The organism is Pseudomonas sp. 43NM1 (genome assembly GCF_002836905.1).
GTDB lineage: Bacteria > Pseudomonadota > Gammaproteobacteria > Pseudomonadales > Pseudomonadaceae > Aquipseudomonas > Aquipseudomonas prosekii.
Window position 1 is genome coordinate 120,129 of sequence record NZ_MKGS01000001.1, and the last position, 24,544, is coordinate 144,672.

Annotated in this window: 18 protein-coding genes; 7 read left to right on the plus strand and 11 right to left on the minus strand. The window is 58.5% G+C overall.

Annotation, left to right across the window (positions count from 1 at the left end):
- Nucleotides 1–143 precede the first annotated feature (143 nt).
- The 4 genes from astD to BI292_RS00635 all read right to left on the minus strand — a co-directional run bounded on the left by astD (nt 144) and on the right by BI292_RS00635 (nt 5,149).
- Complete coding sequence (astD, locus tag BI292_RS00620) at nt 144–1,613, minus strand: succinylglutamate-semialdehyde dehydrogenase (RefSeq protein WP_178076508.1); 1,470 nt, start codon at nt 1,611–1,613, stop codon at nt 144–146.
- Complete coding sequence (astA, locus tag BI292_RS00625; protein ID WP_092279033.1) at nt 1,610–2,635, minus strand: arginine N-succinyltransferase; 1,026 nt, start codon at nt 2,633–2,635, stop codon at nt 1,610–1,612. The genes astD and astA overlap by 4 nt, the downstream gene beginning before the upstream one ends.
- A gap of 79 nt (nt 2,636–2,714) precedes the next feature.
- Nucleotides 2,715–3,734: an arginine/ornithine succinyltransferase subunit alpha gene (gene aruF, locus BI292_RS00630; protein WP_101206554.1), complete on the minus strand. Its 1,020-nt coding sequence runs from the start codon at nt 3,732–3,734 to the stop codon at nt 2,715–2,717.
- Nucleotides 3,735–3,928: 194 nt separating this feature from the next.
- A complete protein-coding gene (locus tag BI292_RS00635; protein WP_101206555.1) occupies nt 3,929–5,149 on the minus strand; it encodes an aspartate aminotransferase family protein in 1,221 nt (406 codons plus the stop codon).
- A 305-nt stretch (nt 5,150–5,454) separates the two neighbouring features.
- On the opposite strand from BI292_RS00635, the gene BI292_RS00640 reads away from it, so the two are divergent.
- Nucleotides 5,455–10,512, plus strand: coding sequence for a dermonecrotic toxin domain-containing protein (locus BI292_RS00640; protein WP_256592593.1), 5,058 nt, complete (start codon nt 5,455–5,457; stop codon nt 10,510–10,512).
- A 25-nt stretch (nt 10,513–10,537) separates the two neighbouring features.
- Here BI292_RS00640 and argR read toward each other — a convergent pair whose 3' ends face one another.
- The 7 genes from argR to acs form a co-directional block, all read right to left on the minus strand.
- On the minus strand, nt 10,538–11,518 hold the full coding sequence (gene argR / locus BI292_RS00645) for a transcriptional regulator ArgR (protein ID WP_092279026.1): 981 nt from the start codon (nt 11,516–11,518) through the stop codon (nt 10,538–10,540).
- Between the two features lie 245 nt (nt 11,519–11,763).
- A complete protein-coding gene (locus BI292_RS00650) occupies nt 11,764–12,528 on the minus strand; it encodes an ABC transporter ATP-binding protein (RefSeq protein ID WP_046042317.1) in 765 nt (254 codons plus the stop codon).
- 27 nt (nt 12,529–12,555) lie between these two features.
- A complete protein-coding gene (locus tag BI292_RS00655; protein WP_101206556.1) occupies nt 12,556–13,668 on the minus strand; it encodes a M14 family metallopeptidase in 1,113 nt (370 codons plus the stop codon).
- 1 nt (nt 13,669) lies between these two features.
- On the minus strand, nt 13,670–14,368 hold the full coding sequence (locus BI292_RS00660) for an ABC transporter permease (RefSeq protein WP_092279021.1): 699 nt from the start codon (nt 14,366–14,368) through the stop codon (nt 13,670–13,672).
- Complete coding sequence (locus tag BI292_RS00665) at nt 14,365–15,054, minus strand: ABC transporter permease (RefSeq protein ID WP_092279019.1); 690 nt, start codon at nt 15,052–15,054, stop codon at nt 14,365–14,367. The genes BI292_RS00660 and BI292_RS00665 overlap by 4 nt, the downstream gene beginning before the upstream one ends.
- A gap of 91 nt (nt 15,055–15,145) precedes the next feature.
- Nucleotides 15,146–15,919 (minus strand): ABC transporter substrate-binding protein, encoded by a 774-nt coding sequence (locus BI292_RS00670; RefSeq protein WP_092279017.1) that lies wholly within the window; start codon nt 15,917–15,919, stop codon nt 15,146–15,148.
- Between the two features lie 697 nt (nt 15,920–16,616).
- Nucleotides 16,617–18,572, minus strand: a complete 1,956-nt coding sequence (gene acs, locus BI292_RS00680) for an acetate--CoA ligase (RefSeq protein ID WP_092279015.1) — start codon at nt 18,570–18,572, stop codon at nt 16,617–16,619.
- A 406-nt stretch (nt 18,573–18,978) separates the two neighbouring features.
- On the opposite strand from acs, the gene BI292_RS00685 reads away from it, so the two are divergent.
- The 6 genes from BI292_RS00685 to BI292_RS00715 all read left to right on the plus strand — a co-directional run bounded on the left by BI292_RS00685 (nt 18,979) and on the right by BI292_RS00715 (nt 24,536).
- Nucleotides 18,979–19,242, plus strand: coding sequence for a DUF2790 domain-containing protein (locus tag BI292_RS00685; protein WP_101206559.1), 264 nt, complete (start codon nt 18,979–18,981; stop codon nt 19,240–19,242).
- A 190-nt stretch (nt 19,243–19,432) separates the two neighbouring features.
- The gene (locus BI292_RS00690) at nt 19,433–19,687 is read left to right on the plus strand and encodes a hypothetical protein (protein ID WP_101206561.1); all 255 of its coding nucleotides are present in this window, start codon (nt 19,433–19,435) and stop codon (nt 19,685–19,687) included.
- A gap of 514 nt (nt 19,688–20,201) precedes the next feature.
- On the plus strand, nt 20,202–21,452 hold the full coding sequence (locus BI292_RS00695; RefSeq protein WP_092279009.1) for a ribonucleotide-diphosphate reductase subunit beta: 1,251 nt from the start codon (nt 20,202–20,204) through the stop codon (nt 21,450–21,452).
- A 411-nt stretch (nt 21,453–21,863) separates the two neighbouring features.
- Complete coding sequence (locus tag BI292_RS00700) at nt 21,864–22,397, plus strand: Bro-N domain-containing protein (protein ID WP_101206563.1); 534 nt, start codon at nt 21,864–21,866, stop codon at nt 22,395–22,397.
- A 116-nt stretch (nt 22,398–22,513) separates the two neighbouring features.
- Nucleotides 22,514–23,227 carry an HNH endonuclease signature motif containing protein gene (locus tag BI292_RS00705; protein WP_101206565.1) on the plus strand — a complete coding sequence of 238 codons (714 nt, stop codon included), beginning with the start codon at nt 22,514–22,516 and terminating at the stop codon, nt 23,225–23,227.
- Nucleotides 23,228–23,546: 319 nt separating this feature from the next.
- Entirely contained in the window at nt 23,547–24,536 is a 990-nt protein-coding gene (locus tag BI292_RS00715) for a hypothetical protein (protein ID WP_101206567.1), read from the plus strand.
- Nucleotides 24,537–24,544 lie beyond the last annotated feature (8 nt).

Below are 24,544 nucleotides of genomic sequence, written 5' to 3' on the forward strand. Positions count from 1 at the left end.
TTGTTGTAGGCATCTGGTAGTCATTCTTTTAGACCGAGGCGCGGCCATCGCGGGCAAGCCTTGCTCCTACAGGATTTGTGGTGTGCGCCAATCATGCGAACGACACAAAACCTGTGGGAGCGAGGCTTGCCCGCGAATGGGCGCTACGCCATCTTCACGCCAGGCGTCAGTGTCGCCGGCATCACCAGGCTCGGGGTTTCCAGCGACGCGACCGGGTACGCGCAATAATCCGCCGCGTAATACGCACTGGCGCGGTGGTTGCCCGAGGCGCCGACGCCGCCGAATGGCGCGCTGCTCGCGGCGCCGGTCAGCTGTTTGTTCCAGTTGACGATACCGGCGCGGCTTTGCAGCCAGAACTGCTGGTAACGCGCTTCGGAATCCGACAGCAAACCTGCCGCCAAACCGTACTCGGTGTCGTTGGCCTCAGTGATCGCCGCCTCGAAATCAGCGTAGCGGATCACTTGCAGCAACGGGCCGAACAGCTCTTCATCCGGACGGTCCGCGACCGCCGACACATCGAGAATGCCCGGCGTCAGCAACGCGGCTTGTGCCTGTGGCTGGGTCATTTCCAGCAGCGCCACGGCGCCATTGGCCAACAGATGTTCCTGAGCATCCATCAACGCTTTCGCCGCGCCGAGGGAAATCACCGAACCCATGAACGGTGCCGGTTGCTGATCGAACGCGCCAACGTCAATCGTCGCGCTGACCGCCACCAATCGCGCCAGCAACGCATCGCCCCACGCGCCTTGCGGCACCAGCAAGCGGCGCGCACAGGTGCAACGCTGGCCGGCGGAAATAAACGCCGACTGAATAATCGTGTAAACAGCGGCATCGACATCTGCCACTTCGTCGACGATCAATGGGTTGTTACCGCCCATTTCCAGCGCGAGGATCTTGTCCGGGCGACCGGCAAATTGTTGATGCAGGTGATTGCCAGTGCGGCTCGAACCGGTGAAGAACAGACCGTCGATACCCGGATTCGCCGCCAACGCGATCCCGGTTTCACGAGCACCCTGCAGCAGGTTCAGCACACCGGCCGGCAGACCGGCTTCAATCCAGCATTTAACCGTCAGCTCGGCGACTTTCGGCGTCAGCTCGCTCGGCTTGAACAGCACGCTGTTACCGGCCAGCAGCGCCGGCACGATGTGCCCGTTCGGCAAGTGGCCAGGGAAGTTGTAAGGGCCGAACACCGCAACCACGCCGTGCGGCTTGTGGCGCAAAACGGCGGTGGCGTCGCCCAATGGGCCGCTCTTCTCGCCCGTGCGTTCACGGTAGCTCTGCACCGAGATGGCAATCTTGTTGACCATGCTGGTGACTTCAGTCGCCGATTCCCACAGCGGTTTGCCGGTCTCTTCGCCGATGCAACGCGCCAGTTCGTCAGCGTGATTTTTCAGCGCGGCGGCAAAGGCTTCGAGCACCGTGATGCGCTCGTCCAGCGTGCGCCGAGCCCAGCCCGGAAACGCCTGACGCGCGGCTTGCACGGCCGATTCAACCTGAGCGGCGGTGGCGCCTTCGCCGGTCCACAGCACTTGCTGGGTCACCGGGTTCAGCGATTGAAACGCCTCACCCTGGCCGGCCAGCCATTCACCTGCGATGTATAGCGAATTCATTATTTCGACTCCCGAGCAGCGGACAACGGCACGGCGCGCACTTGATCGCCGGCGTTGAGTTGAAGACGTTTGGCGGTCAGCGGATCGACCACCAACGTACCGGCGGCGAAGCGTGCCGAGGCAGCAGTGATGCGGCAGTCCTCGCGCTTGCGGTTGTGAATCAGGAATGGCGTGGCGTCATCGCCCGGCGTGCCGATTGCCAGCACCAGCGCCTGGCTGTCACGCACCGCGCGGATCTTGCCGGTTTCGCATTCCACCGACGGGCCGGCGTCGAAAATGTCGACGTAACCCTGATAACTGAAGCCTTCGCTTTTGAGCATCGACAGCGCTGGCTCGGTGTCCGGGTGCACCTTGCCGATCACGTTGCGCGCGTCCGGCGAAAGGAAGCAGGTATACAGCGGAAACTTCGGCATCAGTTCGGCGATGAACGCCTTGTTGCCGACGCCGGTCAGGTAATCGGCCTGGCTGAATTCCATTTTGAAGAAGTGCCGACCCAGGCTTTCCCAGAACGGCGAACGCCCGGCGTCATCCGACACGCCGCGCATTTCGGCGATGATCTTGTTGCCGAACAACTGCGGGAATTCGGCGATGAACAACATCCGCGCCTTCGCCAGCAAACGGCCGTTGAAGCCATTGCGGTGATCGGCGTGGAGGAACAGCGAGCACAATTCCGAGTTGCCGGTCAGGTCGTTGGCGAGGAACAGCGTCGGAATCTCGCGATAGATGTTCAATTCCTGCGAGGCGCTGACCGTCAGGCCGACGCGAAAGTTGTACCAAGGCTCACGCATGCCGACCGCGCCAGCGATAGCTGAAATGCCGACCACGACGCCGTCGTCATCTTCGAGCACGAACAGGTAATCCGCATCACCGCGCCCGGCTTCGCCACTGAAGGTCTTTTCGGCCCAGCCGACCCGATGGGCCAGACGTTCTTCGTTGGCCGGCAAAGTGGTCAGGCCGGTGCCGGTGCTCCGGGCCAGGTCGATCAGAGCGGGTAAATCGCTGCTGCGTACGGGACGAACGATCATGCTATCTCCTCAAACGGGCCGCTCGCGCCACCCGTGAAACTCGCTGCTTTCAGGCATTCTGTTGAGCAAAAAACAGCGGTCAAACCGCTACCAGGCGCACGCTTGCGCCTTCACCGACGCCCAACGCTTCGGCCGCTTCCAGGTCCAGGGTCACCGGTTTGCCGGGCGCGTAATCGAGCTCGAGCAATACCGCGCGGTAATCCTGCAACTGCGCGTTGGCTACCAGGTATTGGCGACCGGCACCTTTGACTGGCTCGCCGATTTTCACCGGGACCACTCGGCTCTGGGCGATCGAACGAATCCCCGAAACGCGCGCGTGCAAGGTCGGGCCGCCGTCGAAGATGTCGATGTAATGATCGGTTTCAAAACCTTCGCGCATCAGGATGTCGAACGTGATCTGCGCGCGCGGGTGCACCTGGCCCATCGCTTCTTGCGCGGTGTCCGGCAGCAGCGGCACGTAGATCGGGTAATGCGGCATCAGTTCGGCGAGGAACGTGCGGCTTTTCAGGCCACACAAACGCTCGGCGGCGGCATAGTTGAGGTCGAAGAAGTTACGCCCGATTGCGTCCCAGAACGGCGAGTCGCCGTTTTCATCGCTGTAACCAACGATTTCGGTAACGACCGAATCGGCAAAACGCTCCGGGTGGCTGGCGACGAACAGCAAGCGCCCACGCGAGTTGAGTTCCGACCACGGCGAACCCACCAGTTCCGGCAGCACGTAGAAGCTGGTCAGCAAGCTGTTGCCGGTCAGGTCGTGGCACTGCGAGAGCACGTGGATCTTGTTGTGGATCTTCAGTTCGCGGGAGGCGTGAACGAAGGTTTCGTTGCGGAAGCTGTAGAACGGCTCGGAATAACCGGCCGAGGCGACGATGGCCGAGCAGCCGACCAGTTTGCCGGTGACGGAATCTTCGAGGACGAAGAAATAGCTCTCTTCACCGTTGAAACTGACTTCAGCGGAAAACGACGCTTCGCTCGCGGCGATCTTGTCGCTCAGGCGTTCAACGTCATCCGGCAAGGAAGTGACACCAATCGGGCTGTCCGCAGCCAGACGCTGTACCTCGCCCAGATCAGCCATTTGCGCGGGGCGCATCACCAGCATGGTGTCACTCCTTTCTCTAACTCTTGTGGGGAAATAAGCCGGCCCCTTGTAGGAGCGAAGCTTGCTCGCGAAGGTGTGTCAGTCGACATCACAGCGACTGACACACCTTCGCGAGCAAGCTTCGCTCCTACAGAAAAGCGGGTCCGGCATAAAATTTTGATCGACGCCTGAATCGTCAGGCGTCGAAAGGTCTATCAGGCTTGTGCCAGTTTCGCCGCAGCGCGTTCGAAACGGTCGAGGCCAGCGTCGATGTCGGCGTCTTCCACCACCAGGCTCGGGGCAAAACGAATCACGTCCGGGCCGGCTTGCAGGATCATCAGGCCTTCACGTTCGGCGGCGTTGAAGATGTCCTTGGCTTTGCCTTTCCACGCATCGTTCAGTACGCAACCGATCAACAGACCCAAGCCACGCACCTGAGTGAACAGGCCGTATTTCTCGCCGATCTGCTCCAGGCGAGCCTTGAACTTGTCGTGCTTGGCGTTGACGCCGCTGAGCACTTCAGGGGTGTTGATCACGTCGATCACTGCTTCAGCGACCGCGCACGCCAGCGGGTTGCCGCCGTAAGTGGTGCCGTGGGTGCCGACCACCAAATGCTTGGCCAACTCTTCAGTGGTCAGCATGGCCGCGATCGGGAAACCGCCGCCCAGGCTTTTCGCGCTGGTGAGGATGTCCGGCGTTACGCCGTAATGCTGGTAGGCGAACAACTTGCCGCTGCGGCCCATGCCGGTCTGCACTTCATCGAACACCAGCAACGCATTGTTCGCGTCGCACAGTTCGCGGGCGCCTTGCAAGTAAGCCAGCTCGGCCGGCAATACACCGCCCTCGCCCTGAATCGGTTCCAGCACCACGGCGCAAGTCTTGTCCGAAACCGCAGCTTTCAGCGCAGCCAGGTCGTTGTAAGGAACGTGGGTGATACCGGTGATTTTCGGACCGAAACCGTCGGAGTATTTCGACTGGCCACCGACGTTGACGGTGAACAGAGTGCGACCGTGGAAGCTGTTCAGCGCGGCGATGATTTCGTACTTCTCGCTGCCGAAACGGTCGAACGCGACGCGACGGGCCAGCTTGAAAGCGGCCTCGTTGGCTTCAGCGCCGGAATTGCAGAAGAACACGCGCTCGGCAAACGTGGCGTCGATCAGCTTGTGCGCCAGGCGCAAGGCCGGCTCATTGGTGAACACGTTGGACACGTGCCACAGCTTGTTCGCTTGTTCGGTCAAGGCACCGACCAGCGCCGGGTGCGCATGGCCCAATACGTTGACGGCAATCCCGCCGGCGAAGTCGATCAGCTCGCGGCCAGACTGGTCCCAAACGCGGGAACCGGCACCACGCACAGGGATGAATGCGGCAGGCGCGTAGTTTGGAACCATTACCTGGTCGAAATCGGCGCGTTGTACCGCAGCGTGCTCAACGGACATCGGAGTCTCCTGAAGAGGAACACCCGCCTGAAACTGGCGAGCGATGAGGGGATTGTAAGGACAGTTTTCAGCCCGGCCTTGCCGCCAAGCGACAACTTCTTATAGCGCCAACCCCGGTTTTAGCCGGGTTTACGGCAATGCGACATATACCGTCGCAATGGCGCAGTTTAAACCGATGCGGCGGACCAGCGGCACCCGCGTGTATTTGAATCGAGGACTTTGTTTGATGTGCGGTAAATATGTACCGCACATGAAAAATGATTGGCGGGTCTGATAGCGAGCTCGACACGCTCAAGGACAGCACCGTGAATTTTTCAAAGGACTTTCGACTCATCCCCCCCGCGCCACTCTGGCCGCAACATCCGGATGAGCATTACGGACATCTGGCCGCGACATTGCCGGCATGGTTGCTCAAGGCCAGCGCCGCTCGCCGTGCCACCCTCGCCGACATGCAACCCAGCGCGATCAGCCAATTCGGCCATGTCACGTCGGCCCAGCACCGCACGCTCAAGCAGTTGAACAGCGCTTACTGGCACGCCCAGAACGCCATCGACCAACGCTTGCAACGACTGCAGAACGCCCGCGAATTTGGCGCGCCACTGCTGCGGGCCGCGCTGAAACAGCAATTCGGCCTGGACCTGGACGTCAACACAACATGGTTGCGCCTGTATATCCCGACCACCACGCCGTGGTTCCCGATCAAGTCAGGAGGCGCGCGCACCTGGACCGTTTCATTGCTGGACGCGGCGTTGCACAACTTTGAACCCGACGAAGCGAAGGACGACGCTTATGCCGCGGAATCGGCCTACACCACCGAGCCTTCGGCGACTGGCCAGTTCGAAGTGCTCCGACACATCAAGCATCGTCTCGGCATCGGCGACTTCGCGCGGCTGTGTCGCGAGCTGGATTTGGGCAAGCAATATCAGGCCTGGCTGGAAGACAATCTCGGCATCAGCAACGGCCTGGTGCGCGCGGTGTTGCAACCGCAGATCAGCGACAGCCACAAGTCTGCGTTGCGCCTGGCCCTCGAACTGGCGCTGATTGCGCAAGAGCCGATGAACAAGGCGACCTACCGCTCGCTGCTCGGGCTGATAGAGGGCGGCCAAAACCCGGTGCTCAATGGCCAACCGCTGCTGTGCCACGACCTGACCATGATGAACGCCCGCCTCACCGGCATTCTGCTGTTCGCGCCGGACCTGGAGCGCCACCGCAACGCTGTCTCGGTGATCGCCTACATTCCCGACGATCCCGAGCAGCCGCTGAAGGAATACCCGTCCAGCGCCGAGTTCATGGCCGACCTGAGCAAGCGCCTGCGCTCAAAAAATTACCAGGCGTTCTTCAGCCGCTTCGTCGCGCATGCGGATCGCGGCTATTTCTTCGCGGATTTGAATAATCGCCTGACCCAAACCACCTGGCATCAACGCGAGCGAGGGGATCCGCTGCCGAGCTGGCGCGAGATACCGGCCGCGCACACCAATCTGCAATTTGCCGCAACGCCCATTCGCGGCAACCTGTGGAATCATCTGCAGCAACGCAAGCTCGACAAGATTCTCAACGACGCGCGAACGCTCGCAGTGTCCACCGCCAATGCCGATCGACAGGCGCGCTGGGAACGTTGGGATTCGTTCACTGGAATTGCCTCGGCGGTGTTGCAAATCGCTGCGTTCGTCGCGCTGCCGTTCGTGCCGTTTCTCGGCGAACTGATGCTGGCCTACACGGCGTATCAGGTGCTCGATGAAACCTTTGAAGGCGTCATCGACTGGGCCGAAGGCCTGACGCAGCAAGCCTTCGCGCACACCATGGGGGTGGTGGAAACACTGGTGCAACTTGGCACGTTCGCCGCCGGTGGCAGCATCGCTGTTGGCGAATTTCGCCAGGTACTGCCGCATACCTGGATCGACTTCATTGATCGCTTCACGCCAGTCAAATCCGCTGGCGGCCAGACCCGTTATTGGGATGGCAACATGAAGCCTTACCAACGATCAGAGACAGCGACGCAGCTGTCACCGAGCGATTTGGGCCTGCGCGAGCACAACGAAAAAAACCTGCTGATACTCGAGGACAACACCTATTCCGTGACAAAAACCAATGGCCGAGGACCGTTCGAGATCGAGCACCCTACCCGGCCCGAGGCCTACAAACCCCGGCTCAAACACAACGGCAATGGCGCCTGGCAGATCGAGCACGAGCAACCGCTGAGCTGGACTCGCGAAAAACTCTTGATGCGCCTCGGCCATCTCGCCGACAGCTTGTCCCTCGCCGAGCGTGAACAAGCCCTGAGCATCAGCGGATATCACGAAAATACCCTGCGCCGAATCCACGTCGACCATGAACCCCTGCCCGCCTTGCTCGCCGATACGCTCAAGCGTTTCAAGATCGACAAGGATCTGCGCACTTTTATAGAACGCCTCGGCAGCGAGCATGCCGACCTCTATCTCAGCGCCGACGCGCCGACGCAATTGCAGCTGTTAACCGAGGACATGCCATGGCCCAGCCATAAAGCGCTGCGCCTGCTCGACAGCAATGGCCAAGTGTCTTGGCAAAGCGACCTGAGCGGCCATCACGGCGCACGCGTGTATGACGTCGCCGAGCCGAATGGCGACGTCCTCAAGGCTTCGCTCGGCTGCTTGAACGAGGCGGAAATAAAGGCCTTGTTCGACGAACCTTTTGGCGATCCGCAGTTAGCACTGGAGGTTCGCACCGGGCAACTTCGCGCTCGGCTGACGCAGATTGCGCAGTCGCGACGCAACACGCTGTTCGAGGCGCGTTACCGGGCTCAGCAAATCAGCGCAGACCCGTTGGCCCAGCACCTCATCGACGCAGTTCCCGGATTGCCCGCCGGCTCGGCGCAAGAACTGTTGCTGAGCGCAAGCGCACGCGAGTTGCAGCAACTGGAACAAGGCGTCGTCGCCCCGCGCCTCAAGGAGTTGGCGCGCTGGACGCAGCAACAGGTGCGAGCGGTGCGCGCCCGCGAAGGTCTGGAGTTGGATTCGGTGGACAATCCGGATGCCGAGCGTTTGGCGGTGCATTCGTTATCGCGCCTGCCGGGCTGGTCGGGCAATGTGCGCATCGAGATCAAACGCTATTCGTTCGATGGCGAAACCATCGACAGCACCGGGCCGCTGACCTCGCCGCGCAAAGTGCTGGTGCAGCTCGAAGATGGGCGCTACCAGCCTTACGACAACGCCGGTGCACAACTGGCGAGCAGCGACGATTTTTACAGCAGCCTGTTAAGTGCATTGCCGGACAGTGAGCGCGAAAATCTCAACCTGCACATCGGCCAGGGTCCGCTGCTCAAACAAAGCATCCGGGAGCACGCGCTCGCCCATGAAGAATTGCAGGCGCTGCTGTCCTCCACGCCCGTACGTAAACCGTCCTACAACCCGAATGTCATGCGCCTGCCGGGCGGCTCAGATGGCTACCGACTCGCGCATCCCGGCGCACCGTCGCTGCAGGAGCGGATTCAAGTGTTGTACCCCTCCTTCACTGAAGAAGAACTCGCGGTATTCACACACAGGTTGCAACAACATCCCTCGGGCGCGCGCGTCGAGCTATCGCGCCTGCACGCGGAATTTATCCGGCTCAGTAGCGACCTCGACATCTGGGCCAACGCCGAGGTAAACGTGCACCCCTTGACCGGCGCCGATTTGAGCCCGGCACAGATAGCTGCAAACAGGAACAACCGGCAGTTGCTCAATAGTGAGTTGCAACGCTGCTGGCGTCGGCAAACCGCGCTCGACGAGGCGACTGCGCAAGCGCCCGATCCGGACTATCTGTTCTCTTTCATTCACCCGATCATTGGCGAGTTGCCCGCGTTCGAGGCCGATTTCAGCCATATCACCCATGTCGTTCTGGAAGGCAATGAGATGACACTGGGCGGCGAAGCGTTCTTGAATCATTTCACCGGCATGCGCCGCTTGGCAGTGCGCGACATTGCTCTGCCAAACCTGCCAGAGGTGATCGCCACCCGACCCGACATGACCCAACTGATCATCAGCAACTGTCGCCTGCGCCTGAGCGCTGAGACGCAGGCAGTCATCGCTGCGCTGAGCAAGATGCGCACGCTGGATCTCTATCGCAATCCCCTGGGACTAAGCTTCAGCGTGGAAGGCATGCCAGCGCTCGAATACCTCGACCTGAATGACTGCCAACTGACCAGCGTACCCGCCGGACTGGCCACGCGCACCGTCCTGCGTGGAGCCATTCTCTCGGACAACGCAATCAGTGAACTGCCTGTCGAACTGTTCGATCTGCCGCCGGAACGGGTCAATCGTTTCGATTTCGGTGACAACCCTTTCTCCGATGCGACCCGCAATCGCATCAAGGCCAACTTCCAGCGCATCCGTCAGGACTTTGGTGTGGTTGCCCCGCAAGCCGATCTGGAACGGGCGGTGGATCTTTATCCGCTGCAGGGCCGCGAAGAGGCGAGTGATTTTGTGTACCGATTGCCCGGCACGCTGGAAACCGGTCGCATCGAACTCACGCGGCTCGAAACCGAATACAGCACGATGGTTAATGCGCTGGCGGCGTGGACCGCCGATGTGCCGGCACTGCATCCAGTGACCCAGCAGCCCTTCACGCCGCTGCAATTGCTGCTGGAGCACAGCACCCGCGACAACTTCAAACGGGAGATCGAAAAAGCCTGGCGCAAAGACCTGGAACTGGACCAGTTCAATAACCCTTTGGACCCGAGCGAGCCTTCATACGAGCTGGATATCGAGATGATCATCATCGGTGACCTGCCGACGCTGACCGCCGACTTCAGCCATGTATCGCATCTGTATCTGGGCAGCGAGGAAGGACTTACGACCGTGGGTGACGGATTCCTGCGCTGTTTCCCCAAACTCAAAACGCTGACCATCCGCGACTATCGAATCGCCACGATCCCGGACAGCGTATTCACCATGGGCCGCTTGCAAACGCTGGAGCTCAGCGATTGCCATATCACCCTTACGCCAAACACCGTGGCGGAACTGGCCGGCATGGAAAATATGGACATCCTCGACCTTAGCGGCAATCCGCTGACGCTGGCGCCCGATGTCAGTCAGATGCCCAACCTGTCGATGCTGATTCTCAACGACACGCTGATCACCGAGCTGCCGCATGGCTTGTTGCAGTTACAAGCGCTCGACGAAGCGAACTTGAGCAACAACGAAATCCGCGACTTGCCCAGCGACCTGCTGGAATTGCCCCGGGACGCGGGAACGGCGATCAACCTGCGCGACAACCCGTTTTCCGAAGAAAGCCTGCAACTCCTGCACGCCTACTTCAAGAAAACCAGAATTGATTTTGGCGTGGAAGCGATCATCGACAGCGCGGAAATGGAGGTGTCCGACTCAGAGGATTCAACCATGGAAGACTGATTTCGCGCCTGCGCCAAACCAGTCTTCAGCCGCGCTCTGAAGGTACTGAAGACAACTCGAACGGGCTGCTGCTGCGCCGCTGGTTGCGATCTTCCCGCGGCGTGGCGCCGAAGAAGTTGCGGTAGGCGCTGGAGAAATGCGGCCCCGAAGAGAAGCCACACGACAGGCCGATCTGGATGATCGACTTGCTGGTTTGCATCAACATTTGCCGGGCCTTGTTCAGGCGCAGTTCCAGGTAGTACTGGCTCGGCACGCGGTTGAGGTATTGCTTGAAGATGCGCTCCAACTGCCGGCGCGACACGCACACGTGTTGGGCGATTTCGTCGGTGGTCAGCGGTTCTTCGATGTTCGCTTCCATCAGCAGCACCGCTTGGGTGAGCTTCGGATGGCTGGAACCGAGGCGGTTTTGCAGCGGAATGCGTTGGCGTTCGCCGCCCTCGCGGATGCGCTCGACCACCAGTTCTTCGGACACGGCACCGGCCAGTTCGGCGCCGTGGTCGCGGGCCAATACGGCCAGCAGCAGGTCGAGTACCGACATGCCGCCGCACGCGGTCAGGCGATCACGATCCCAGTCGAACAAGTGGCTGGTGGCGATGACTTTGGGGAAGCGCTCGGCGAAATCGTCCTGCCAGCGCCAGTGCACGGCAGCGCGGTAACCGTCGAGCAAACCGAGTTGCGCCAACGGGTAAACACCGGCGGACAACCCGCCAATCACGCAACCGGCGCGCACCAGTTGTTTGAGCGAACTGCTGAGCGCCGGGGCCAATGCGGTCGGCGGTTCATCGGCGAGCAAAAACAGTTTCTGGAAGTTTTCGAGCTTGCCGGCCCATGGCTCACCAGGCAATTGCCAGGCGCCTTCGGTCGGCGGTTCGGCCTGTAAAAACGACAGTTCGTAGACAACGTCTGGATGCACACGCTGAGCAACACGCAAGGCCTCCTCAGCCAGCGCAAGCGTCAGAGCTTTAGTGCTGGGCCAAATCAGGAAACCAATTCGATGGGCAGTCATGGCGGGCAATCCGAAACTAAAACAGTGATGAGGCATGGGCCAATGCTAGCCCGTAAATGAACGCAAATCTCGAAACTGGCAGCGATCCCCCGTAGGAGCGAGGCTTGCCCGCGAAGGCGGTGTGTCATTCCAAATGATGTCGACTGACACGGCCTCTTCGCGGGCAAGCCTCGCTCCTACAGGGATTGTGGACCGCCGCCAAATGGCGAAGCATGCACTATCCCGGTGCGCAACGGCACTCTTGATTATTTCAGGCTGCCGGAAAGAAATTGCTGCAAGCGTTCGGACTGTGGATTGACCAGCACTTCACGCGGGTTGCCGCTTTCTTCGACGACGCCTTTGTGCAGGAACACCAACTGGTTCGACACTTCACGGGCGAAGCCCATTTCGTGCGTGACCACAACCATGGTCCGGCCTTCCTGCGCCAGTGCCTGCATGACTTTCAGCACGTCGCCAACCAGTTCCGGGTCGAGCGCCGAGGTCGGTTCGTCGAACAGCATCACCTCAGGTTCCATCGCCAACGCACGGGCGATCGCCACGCGCTGCTGCTCGCCGCCGGACATATGGCCAGGGTAAGCGTCCTTGCGATGCGCCACACCGACCTTGTTCAGGTAGTGCTCGGCCTTCTCGCGCGCTTCAGCCTTGGACATGCCGAGCACGTGGACCGGCGCTTCCATGATGTTTTCCAGCGCGGTCATGTGCGACCACAAGTTGAAATGCTGGAACACCATCGACAGGCGCGAACGCATGCGTTGCAGCTGCTTCGGGTCGGCGGCTTTCAGCGCGCCGTCCTTGTTGGCCACCAGTTTCAGCTCTTCGTTGTTAAGCAGAATCTTGCCCGCGTGCGGCTGCTCGAGCAGGTTGATGCAACGCAGGAAAGTACTTTTGCCGGAGCCACTGGAGCCGATGATGCTGATCACATCGCCAGCCGCCGCTTTCAGGGACACACCCTTGAGCACTTCGTGACTGCCATAGCGTTTATGCAGGTCTTGGACTTCAAGTTTGTACATGCGGTCGGTTCTCACAAAAACAGTCAGTCAGTCGTTGAGCAAGCGCCCGTGACGCAGCGCTTCGCGCCCCGCCACCTTGGCCAGCCAGAAACCGGGTTGGGCATAACGTAGCCGTTCAACGGCAAACAGCACCCCGGACGTACCAGCACAGATCGTGCTGACGCGATCGGATAAAGGATCGATTACTTCAAAAATCTCGTCGCCGGCCTCGACCCACTCACCCGGCTTGCGCAAGAAACTCACCACGCCAGGGTGCGGCGCGAAGAGCAATTCCGTGCCTTCGAACGGCATGCCTTCACAGGCGTCGTGCGCCGGTTTCGGCCATTCGCCGCTGATCAGGCCTTGCTCGGCGAGGAACGCCAGAATGCCTTCGGCGTAAGCCTCAGCCTCGGCGCGACCGGTGTCAGCCTGCCCCCCCAATTCAATCGTCGTCGCCAGACACGCCAGCGGAATCTGCGCGTCCGGGAACAGCCGCGACAAACGCAGCCACGGCAGCGAGCAGGCTTCGTCAAACGAACTGCCGCCGGAATCTTCGGCCAGCAAACCGACCTTGATGTCCAGGTGTGCGGCCAGCGAACGCCATTGCGGCCAATGCTGCGGCAAGGCGTACATGTGCAGCGCGGCTTCGGCGTCGCAGTGCAAATCCAGCACCACGTCAGCGCTGCAGGCGTGGCTGAGCAACACGCGCTGCATGCCTTGCAACTGACTCGCTGCCGGCGGCAATGCGGCGAGCGCATCGCTCATGGCTTGGCGGATCAAACGGATATTGGCGTGCGGATCATCGCCCAGACGCCCGTCCACCGCAGCGGCCACCGGCGCGCTGAGTTCGACGAAATCACGGTTGAAATTCTTGCCGCTGCCGGCCTCGAAACGCCCCTGGTGATTACCTTGGAGCAATTGACCGAGGCCCAGCGGATTGGCCACCGGCACCAGTTCGATCACACCGTTGAGCAAGCCTTGCGCTTCGAGTTCGGTGAGGCGCTTTTTCAGCTCCCACGCGGTGCGCATGCCCGGCAATTCATCGGCGTGCAGGCTGGCCTGAATGTAGGCCTTGCGCTCGCCTTTGCCGAAGCGAAATACCGAAATATGGCGCTCGCTGCCCAAGTGGCTCCACGGCAATGAGTGATCGATACGTTCCATATCAGTGCTTCCGCGGGGCCAGATAGCCCAGCCAGCGGCGCTCGGCCAGTTTGAACAGCTTGACCAGAATGAACGTCAGGCACAGGTAGAACACGCCGGCGGTGATGTACGCCTCGAACGGCAAGTAATACTGGGCGTTGACCGTGCGCGCGGCACCGGTGATGTCGATCAAGGTCACGATCGACGCCAGACTGGTGGTCTGCAACATCATGATCACTTCGTTGCTGTACTGCGGCAACGCCCGGCGCAGGGCCGACGGCAGCAGAATGCGCTTGTACATTTTGTAGCGCGACATGCCCATCGCCCGCGCCGCTTCGATCTCGCCGTTAGGCGTTGCGCGCAAGCTGCCGGCAATGATTTCGGCGGTGTAGGCGCTGGTGTTGATCGCGAACGCCAGGCACGCACAGAACGTGGCGCTGGACAGCCACGGCCACAACACGCTTTCGCGCACGGCTTCGAACTGCGCCAGACCGTAGTAGATCAAAAACAGCTGCACCAGCATCGGCGTGCCGCGAATCACGTAGGTGTACAGCCAGGCGGTCATGTTGACGGCGGCGTTTTTCGAGACGCGCATCAAGCCCAGCGGCAATGCGCACAGCAGCCCGAAGAACAGCGAAATCGCCAGCAGTTTGAGCGTCGTCAGCAAGCCACCGAAGTACAGCGGCAAGGCCTCATAAATGACGTTGTAGTCGAAGATCATAGATCAGCCGCCCTTACGCCTACCGAGTAGCGCTTCTCAAGTTGACGCAATATCAGCAACGAAACACTGGTGATGACCAGGTACATCGCCGCCACTGCGAGGAAGAAGGTGAAAGGTTCGCGGGTGGCATCGGCCGCCTGCTTTGCCTTGAACATCATGTCTTGCAGCCCGACCACCGAAATCAGCGCGGTCGCCTTGGTCAAGACCAGCCAGTTGTTGGTAAAACCCGGTATCGCCAGGCGAATCATCTGCGGCACCAACACCCGGAAAAACACCTGAAAACTGCTCATGCCGTACGCCATGCCGGCTTCGGCCTGGCCCTTGGGGATCGCCATGAACGCGCCACGGAAGGTTTCCGACAGGTACGCACCGAAGATGAAACCGAGGGTGCCGATACCGGCGGCCAACGGGTTCAGGTCGATGTAGTCATCAAAACCGAGCATCGGCGCGACGCGGTTGAGCAGGTCCTGACCACCGTAGAAAATCAGCAGGATCAGCACCAGGTCGGGAATCCCGCGAATCACCGTGGAATACAGGTCGCCCAGCCACGCCAGCCAGCGGATCGGGGACAGACGCAGCGAAACGCCGATCAGGCCCAGAACAATGGCCAGGACCATGGACGACAAGGCGAGCTGAAGCGTCAGCCATGCGCCATCGAGGATGACAGCCCCGTAGCCTTTCAACATGATTCAGGTCCTCGAAAGTTGGGATGAAAAAATGGCGCAAACCGCAGAGATCCTGTTGCTTGCGCCATTTCGGACTTGTCGCCGGGACGTGTTACTTGCCGTAGATATCGAAGGCGAAGTATTTGTCCTGGATTTGCTTGTACTTGCCGTTCTCGCGAATGGCCGTGATCGCGGTGTTGATCTTGTCTTTCAGCGCGTCGTTCTTGCGGACTGCGATACCTACGCCGTCGCCGAAGTATTTGACGTCGGTGAAGGCCGGGCCAACAAACGCGAAACCTTTGCCAGCGTCGGTTTTCAGGAAGCCGTCATCCAGCAGCGTGGCGTCGGCCACGGTGCCATCGAGGCGACCGGCAGCGACGTCGAGGTAGATTTCGTTCTGCGAACCGTAAGGCTTGATTTCAGCACCCAGGGGCGCCAGCACTTCACGGGCAAAACGCTCGTGGATCGAACCACGTTGCACGCCGATGTTTTTGCCTTTCAGCTCAGCCAGGCCTTCGCTGACTTGAGTACCAGCCTTCATCACCAGACGGGCCGGGGTGTTGTAGTACTTGTTGGTGAAGTCGACAGACTTCTTGCGATCTTCAGTGATCGACATGGACGACAGAATCGCGTCGATCTTGCGCACTTTGAGTGCCGGGATCAGACCGTCGAACTCTTGCTCGACCCACACACACTTGACCTGCATCTGCTCGCACAGAGCGTTGCCGATGTCGTAGTCGAAACCAACGATGCTGCCGTCCGGTGCCTTGGAGGCAAACGGAGGGTAAGCCGCTTCGATACCGATCTTCAGGGGTTTTTCATCGGCGAAGGTTGGCAGGGACAGCACGGACAGTGCCAAGGCGCCAAGCAGCACAAGTTTCTTCATCTCGGGACTCCATCGGTAAAGGGCAAAAACGGCAGAGTGAGCAACAGCCCAATATGCGAATGGGTGAAATCGAAAAGCGCTGCTGCGTCATGCAAAACCCACGCTGATTCAGCGCGAGCAACGACGAGCGAGTGATCGGCATTCTAACGACAGGTCCGAAGTCGATATTTCTTCAATGCGACAACTAATTACAGATGCACCGAGAAAGCCACTTGGACACGTTGACAGCCCTGCAAATTCATGCAGGAGCAAAAGATTGTAAACCGATCTATGCTGCAAATTGCGGGCCTATTATTGGCAAACCCTTCTAATCCGGCAAGTACAGCGTGGTGTCTTATTTTTCACCCGCGGTTTAGACGCTCTGAAACAGGGCTGCGCGTTTCCCAATGCCCCGGATTCGTGCGGGCGGTTACACATTCAGACACATTCATCGGTGGCGGTAACAGTAGGAAAAGGCCTACGAGTGAAGCCGATAATTATTGGACGTTGTTGATGTGGTGCCTGACAGGTCGCTATCGCGAGCAAGCTCGCTCCCACAAGGGATCTGCGCCCGGCACGGATTTTATGTTCGCTGAGGATCAGCTGTGGGAGCGAGCTTGCTCGCAATGAGGCCCGCACAACCTCCCCAAGAACCCCAGCCAATAAAAAGCCCCGCCAGATAACACCTGGCAGGGCTTCAACACATCAAAACAGCTGCTTACGCGACGTTCATCGTTTTATGCGTATCAATCAAATGCTGCACCACGCCCGGATCCGCCAGCGTCGAAATATCGCCCAAGCCGTCATATTCGGCAGTCGCGATCTTGCGCAGAATCCGCCGCATGATCTTGCCGGAACGGGTTTTCGGCAGCCCCGGCGCCCACTGGATCACGTCCGGCGAAGCAATCGGGCCAATCTCTTTGCGCACCCAGTTTTTCAGTTCCAGACGCAGTTGCTCGCTCGGCTCTTCGCCGCCGATCAACGTGACGTAGACATAAATGCCCTGCCCCTTGATGTCGTGCGGCACGCCGACCACCGCCGCCTCGGCGACTTTCGGGTGCGCAACCATCGCGCTTTCGATTTCGGCCGTGCCCATGCGGTGCCCGGAAACGTTCAGCACGTCATCCACGCGACCGGTGATCCAGTAATAACCATCCTCGTCACGGCGCGCACCGTCACCGGTGAAATACATGCCACGGAAGGTCTTGAAGTAAGTGTCGACAAAACGGTCATGGTCGCCATACAGCGTGCGCGCCTGGCCCGGCCACGAATCCAGAATCACCAGGTTGCCCTCAACGGCGCCTTCCAGAATATTACCCAGGTTGTCCACCAGTGCCGGCACCACGCCGAAGAACGGACGAGCAGCCGAACCAGGTTTCAAGCCATGGGCACCCGGCAGCGGGCTCATCATGTTGCCGCCGGTTTCGGTCTGCCACCAGGTGTCGACGATCGGGCAGCGCGACTGGCCGACCTTCTTGTAGTACCAATCCCAGGCTTCCGGGTTGATTGGCTCACCCACTGAACCCAGCAGGCGCAGGCTGCTGCCGTCAGCGCCTTCGACTGCAGCGTTACCCGCCGCCATCATCGCGCGGATCGCCGTAGGTGCGGTGTAGAGGATGTTGACCTTGTGCTTGTCGACGATCTTCGCCACCCGGGTGATGTCCGGATAGTTCGGCACACCTTCGAACAGCACGGTAGTCGCGCCATTGGCCAGCGGGCCATAGACGATATAGGTGTGGCCGGTGACCCAGCCGACGTCGGCGGTGCACCAGTAGATTTCACCCGGGCGGTAGTCGAACACGCGCTCGTGGGTCATGGCCGCATACAGCAGGTAACCGCCAGTGGTGTGTTGCACGCCTTTCGGTTTGCCGGTAGAACCGGAGGTGTAAAGGATGAACAGCGCTTCTTCGGCGCCCATCTCTTTCGGCGCGCAAACGCTGCCCGCCACTTTCATCAGGTCTTCGTACCAGATGTCGCGATGCTGGTTCCACTTGATGTCGCCACCGGTGCGCTTGCAGACGATGACTTTCTGAATGCTGCTGGTTTCCGGGTTGGTCAGCGCGTCGTCGACATTGGTCTTCAGCGGTATCTTCTTGCCGGCACGAACGCCTTCATCGGCCGTAATCACTACTTTGGACCGGCAATCAATAATCCGCCCCGCCAGCGCTTCCGGCGAGAAACCACCGAACACCACCGAGTGAATCGCGCCGATCCGGGTACAGGCCAGCATGGCGACCACGGCTTCGGGAATCATCGGCATATAGATAGTCACCACGTCGCCGCGATGCACATCCTGGCCGCGCAAGGCGTTGGCGAACTTGCAGACTTGCTCGTGCAGTTCGCGGTAGGTGATGTTGCGGCTCTCGGACGGGTCATCCCCTTCCCAGATAATCGCGATTTGATCGCCGCGCTCTTCCAGATGGCGGTCGAGGCAGTTGTAGGAAACGTTCAGTGTGCCGTCGGCAAACCATTTGATGTCGACGTGGTGATCGTCGAAGGAAGTCTGTTTCACCGTGGTGAAAGGCTTGATCCAGTCGAGACGCTGAGCTTGTTCGCGCCAGAAGCCGTCCGGGTTGACGACCGACTGCTGGTACATGGCCTTATAGGTGGCCTCGTCAGTCAGCGTATTGGCTGCTACCTCGGGACGAACGGGATACAAAGAAGCCGCACTCATCTTTCTTACCTCGGTGGAATAGTTGTTTTTGTATGACCCTGTTGTAGCCGGGCCGGGCCTATAGAACCATTCGACGATGGTAGTAACAAGCCCCTGCAAACCGTGGTGAATACCTCGCGAAATCCGCAAAACCCCTGCATTCACTGGCGCGAAACCCCGCGCCGGGACCTGCGACTTTCTGACTTATTACTGATTGTTACGGGAATTGCGAAAGGTGTTTATCAAAAGCACGGGTATATGAATCCGACCCTCACGCCTAAAATCAGCCTCGCCAACAAGGCAAACCTGATTAACCAAGTTGCAGCCCCCACGAAGGCAGTTAATCAAAAAACCAAGTACTGAAGTTCCACACGCAATCCCAAAAAGATTGCGTGACCCCACTCGACCTCAGAAAGGTAAATTTGAAATGAAAGCTTTATTAGTTCTGGCCCTCAGCAGCATGTGCTTAACCGCCATGGCAGACGAGGCCCCGACTGATGTCGCGCAGCAACAACCGGTGGAAGAGCAATACACTTACTCCACCCATCTGGACATCGCCAACGTTGTGTCCATGAGCGAAATCCCGAACGTCTGTGAAGTTGTCCCGATGAAAATGGAATACGACGATTCCAAAGGTCAGCGCCACATCCTGCGTTACAGCGTTATGGGCAACGGCTGCTCTAACGGCTGATCTCCCGCACTTCCCCTCTAAACGGTTCGACCCAACTGCCCGCTCTATTGGGTAGCTGAAGCGCCGAACCGTATAGATCGAATAATACGATTGTTTAGTGCGATTATTTGCGCTTTTTAATCAAATTCATTGGCGTAGTATCACTTCCACACCCAAGGCACAAAACGCCAACGAACCTGGAGCTACCACCATGAAAACCAAACTGATCCTCGCCCTGACCCTTTCCGTACTGGCCGGCAGCGCTTTCGCCGCTGATGGTTTTGACCGCACCGGCTCGGCAGTCGCTGCAGATGGTTACGATCGCACCGGTTCCGCCACAGTTGCTGAAGATGGCTACGATCGCACCGGCTCGGCTACCGTCGCTGAAGATGGCTACGACAAAACCGGTTCGGCGACCTTCGCGGCTGATGGTTTCGAACGCACCAACTCGGCCACTTTCAGCTGACATTTGGCTGATTAGCCTTCGCCCGACTTCGGTCGGGCTCAGTTGTGTCTGAGGGCATCGAAAAGCCTCGCAAAACACAACATATAGTGAAAAAGCGCTTTTCTGGCTGTTTTTTGACCAAAAATACGCCTCGCCAAAAATTAGCAAAAAAAAATCTTCGCAGTCGATCCCCAGTCAAAGCCCTGTAAACCCTCGCTCCGACGCAAATACCCGCCCTCGCCTACCGTTCTCAGCGCCGATTCGTCGCACCACACGCCGGATTTTTTCCCTATAATGCGGCCTCAAACGGGCCTGCAATATTCCCTTACAGGGACAGGCGGGCATCCGAAGCCCAGGCAGACGCTTTTCACGTTTCTGCGCACCGAGGCGGCTTCGGGTTTTCCGTACAAAATTCTGTTTGATGCCTGCGTATAGCTGCTGCAAAAAACGATTCCTTAAGATCCAACGCGGTCAGTACGACCGTGTGAAAAACCATCACACGGGCAACTGGCCCTCACGCAGGAGACGACACGTCATGCTGAGCTGGGACGAATTCGACAAAGAAGACACGGGCGAAGTAGCGGTAAAAGGCGCAAACGCCGGCCACGCGACTGAAGCCAACATGGACCGCCTCGACACCGCCGGTGGCGTCGCCGCCCAAGAAGCGCGTGCCGTGACCGCGTCCGACTCCGCCGCGATCGCGCGTGCCAAGGCTGCCTTGGACAACCTCGACGTCGCTGAAGGTCTGGCTGAACTCGAAGGCGCTTCCGCCCGTGTCGCTGTCGACGAAAAGCGCATGATCAACTGCCGCGCCGACCTCAACCAACTCGTGCCATTCAAGTACGACTGGGCCTGGCAGAAATATCTGGACGGTTGCGCAAACCACTGGATGCCGCAAGAAGTCAACATGACCGCCGACATCGCCCTCTGGAAAGACCCGGAAGGCCTGACCGACGACGAGCGCCGCATCGTCATGCGCAACCTGGGCTTCTTCTCCACCGCCGACTCGCTGGTTGCCAACAACCTGGTCCTGGCCGTGTACCGCCTGATCACCAACCCGGAATGCCGCCAGTACATCCTGCGCCAGGCCTTCGAAGAGGCGATCCACACCCACGCCTACCAATACTGCATCGAATCGTTGGCCATGGATGAAGGCGAGATCTTCAACATGTACCACGAGATCCCATCGGTCGCGAAAAAAGCCACTTGGGGCCTCAAGTACACCCGCTCGATCTCCGATCCGAAGTTCGAAACCGGCACCGTCGAAACCGACAAAGAACTGCTGCGCAACCTGATCGCCTACTACTGCGTTCTGGAAGGCATCTTCTTCTACTGCGGCTTCACCCAAATCCTCTCCATGGGCCGTCGCAACAAAATGACCGGCGTCGCCGAGCAGTTCCAATACATCCTGCGCGACGAATCCATGCACCTGAACTTCGGCATCGACGTGATCAACCAGATCAAAATCGAAAACCCGCACTTGTGGGATGCCGAAATGAAGGAAGAAGCTTCGCAGATGATTCTGCAAGGCACTCAGCTCGAGATCGAATACGCGCGCGACACCATGCCTCGCGGGGTATTGGGGATGAACGCGGCGATGATGGAGGACTACCTCAAGTTCATCGCTAACCGTCGCCTGTCGCAGATTGGCTTGAAGGAAGAGTATCCAGGAACGACTAACCCGTTCCCTTGGATGAGCGAGATTATGGACTTGAAGAAAGAGAAGAACTTCTTTGAGACTCGGGTTATTGAGTATCAGACTGGTGGGGCTTTGAGCTGGGATTGATTCCTGGAGCTAGCCGCGATTTAACGATTTAGAGTTGTAAATCGACAAGTCGAAAACCTGAAAGCCCCGATGTTATCGGGGCTTTTTATTGCCTGGAATAAACCTTAGCCGCCCCTACGTCACTTTGTTAAAACTCCTACAGCACCCATGCCCCTTTCCTGATTGATGCCCGGTCCATGCACCTCTAAGCTCAATGCAGGTGCCTAAGAAACGCCCAACGTAGAAGCAGAATTGTTCGCACAGATCTTCGGGATGTCGTTAAGACAAATCCGTGGCCCTGTGCAAAGACACTGCTCGTTGGGATTTCTTATATCCTCTACGTCGGGTTATGGCATTCCCATTTATTCGTAGAGGTAATCAATATGCGCACACAAAAATCGCTCAGATCCTCCCTATCTGCGGAGTGCGATCATGCTTGATCCGTACATTCCCACGGTGTTCAACCGTCATAACCTCCACCTCAACGCCCTCCTCCTGGAAAACCAACCGTGGTTTTGTGCCCGCGATCTAGGTCGTTTAATGGGTTTCCATTTGAATGATCGGATGGTCAGCAAATTGGACGAAGATCAGCGGCACACGCTGTTGATTGAGTATCACGGCCAACCTGAAAAGCGATTGATGCTTAGCGAGTCCGGCGTGTACGCGCTGCTCGTCTATCACTACGTTCCGGGAAATCGGCTGTTGCGGGAGTGGCTAACCCATCAAGTGGTGCCAGCCTTGCGTGATGCCGGGCAATCAAAGAATTCCGATCAACCCATGTTGAGTTTGCTGGATTGGCCGGAGATGTCGTTGAGTCTGTTGCATTGGCAGGATGAAGGTTGGATTCGACTTCGGGACATGCCTTATCTATTGCTTAACCGCACGCGGCGGCGGGTAACGGTGGCTAAGCCTTGGTGGCGCAAAGTTACGGAGGTGTTTCAATCTTCGAAACAGTCGGTTGGATAGGGTGACGCGTGTGTAGGACCAGTCGCGGGATTCGTCGGTATTGTTTGTAGGAATTTTCGTAGACGTCGTAATGGCCACTCAGTATCGTCCGAGGGTTTTCAACCCTCGGCGATTGTATGGACACTCCAAAAGAAAGAACCGGCTGGGATGACCTTGAGCTAGAAGCTTCGGTTGATGCCTACCTAAAGATGCTGACTCTCGAATTGGCCAATCAACCGATAAAAAAGGCCGACGAGAATCGTCTTTTGCGTGAAGGAGCTTTGAGCAAGCGCAGCGCTTCCTCAGTTGAGTACCGAATGCAGAACATTTCCGCCGTAATGGCGCAAATGGGGCTGAAGCATATTGTTGGTTATGTACCTGCAAAGAACGTCGGCACCGGAATCAGCAACCGGGTCCGAAAAATACTCGCTGAGAAGAATATCGACCGCTTCCGTGTTACAGCCGAGCCAGCGAACCAGCAAGTTACTTATCGGCTATTCGAGGCTGCCCCACTTAATGCTGACGACGTGCCGGAAGGAATTCTGAATCCCACACAGACCAGCACCGCAACGATTAGGTATGCGCGCGCGAAGAAGATTTCCGATTGGATATTGAAACAATCCGAAGGTCGCTGCGAAGGATGCAAGCAAAACGCTCCTTTTCTACGCTCTGACGGATTGCCTTACCTCGAAGTCCATCATGTTAAACATTTGGCCAAGCACGGCTCGGATCGTCCGAAGAACGCCGTGGCGTTATGTCCTAATTGTCATCGACGTTGCCACTACTCAAGCGATAGGGATGAATTTACCGCGTGGCTTTATGACAACATTGCCCGGCTGAGACGTGAGTAATCGAGGTGAATGGGATTCGTGGCGAGGGGGTTTACCCCCGTTCGGCTGCGAAGCAGTCGTTAATCCTCACAACTAGGTTTGTCTGATTCACCGCGTTTGCTAGGTTTGGGGCTGCTGCGCAGCCCAACGGGGGTAAACCACCCCGCCACAGGTTTGTGCCTGGCTTAGCCGATGCGTTGATGCAGGCAGTCGCGAGCAAGCTCGCTCCCACAGGTTTGGTGTGTTGCCGCAGGTTTTGCATTGTTTTGAAAACAGTCAGTGCAACCCGTCGCGCCTCCCGCTATTAATACCCTCCCCCACTCAAGGACCCGAGCCCGCCATGAAATTCGATCTCGCCTACTGCCTCAGTCTCGACGACAAGCTGTCGATCTATGACGTGCGCGATCTCAATTTCGACGAGACCATGGAGTTCGATTCCGCCAAGGAACACTTCCAATGTCCCAATGACGCCTGCCGGGCGGCGTTTGATGCGGCGAATGTGCTGACCACGTTTAACGCCAAAAACGTGAATTACGTTCGCACCCCGCACTTCAAGAACACGCCGAGCACGCGGCATGTCGCGGATTGTCCTTATGTGAGTCTGAAAACGCCGGCGTCGGGCGTTGAGGCCGAAGGCGCGGAAACGGATGACAGCCGCGAGGAGCATTTCCCCTCGGAATTGTTACTGACTCGGCGCGAATACGTGCGCAAGCCGTCGAGCCCGGCAGTGGCGGCGGATGTGGTGCGCGATGATCCTAAACCATCGCTCGCGAACACTAGCGTCGAGCATCCGAGCCGGGAGACTGCGCCGGACAAGACCAGTATCTTCGCCCATCCGGTGGAGTGCTTCGTGTCGAACTTCGAGGACAAGGAGTTGCTCAAGCGCATGCCGCTGAAGATTGGCGAGCACACGGCGCCTTATGGTTCTTTCTTCAAGAAGATTGAATACCTGACCGACAACAAGGGGCTGATTTACTGGGGCAAGATCAAGGAGATCAAGGATTACACCCAGAGCTTCCGCATCGATTTCGAACAGAAAGTGTGGTTCAAGCAAACGGACGAGGCGAAGAAGAAGCCTTACTCAGTGAATGTTTACTTGAGCAAGAAGCTGGTCGACAACTACCGCAAGCGCAAGGCGTTCCTCGAAGAGATCAAGCACGCTATCGACAGCGGAAAGGAGTTGTTCTGTTTCTTCTATGGCGTCACGCCGGAGTTGAAGCAAGTCCCGAGCAAGAAAAACCCCGAACAGACGTTCGGGGTGTTCAGTGCGAATATTGAGAACCTTGATCACTTTATCGTGCGGGAAGCGCCGGGGTTGGCGGATAAGTAGCGTTTGCC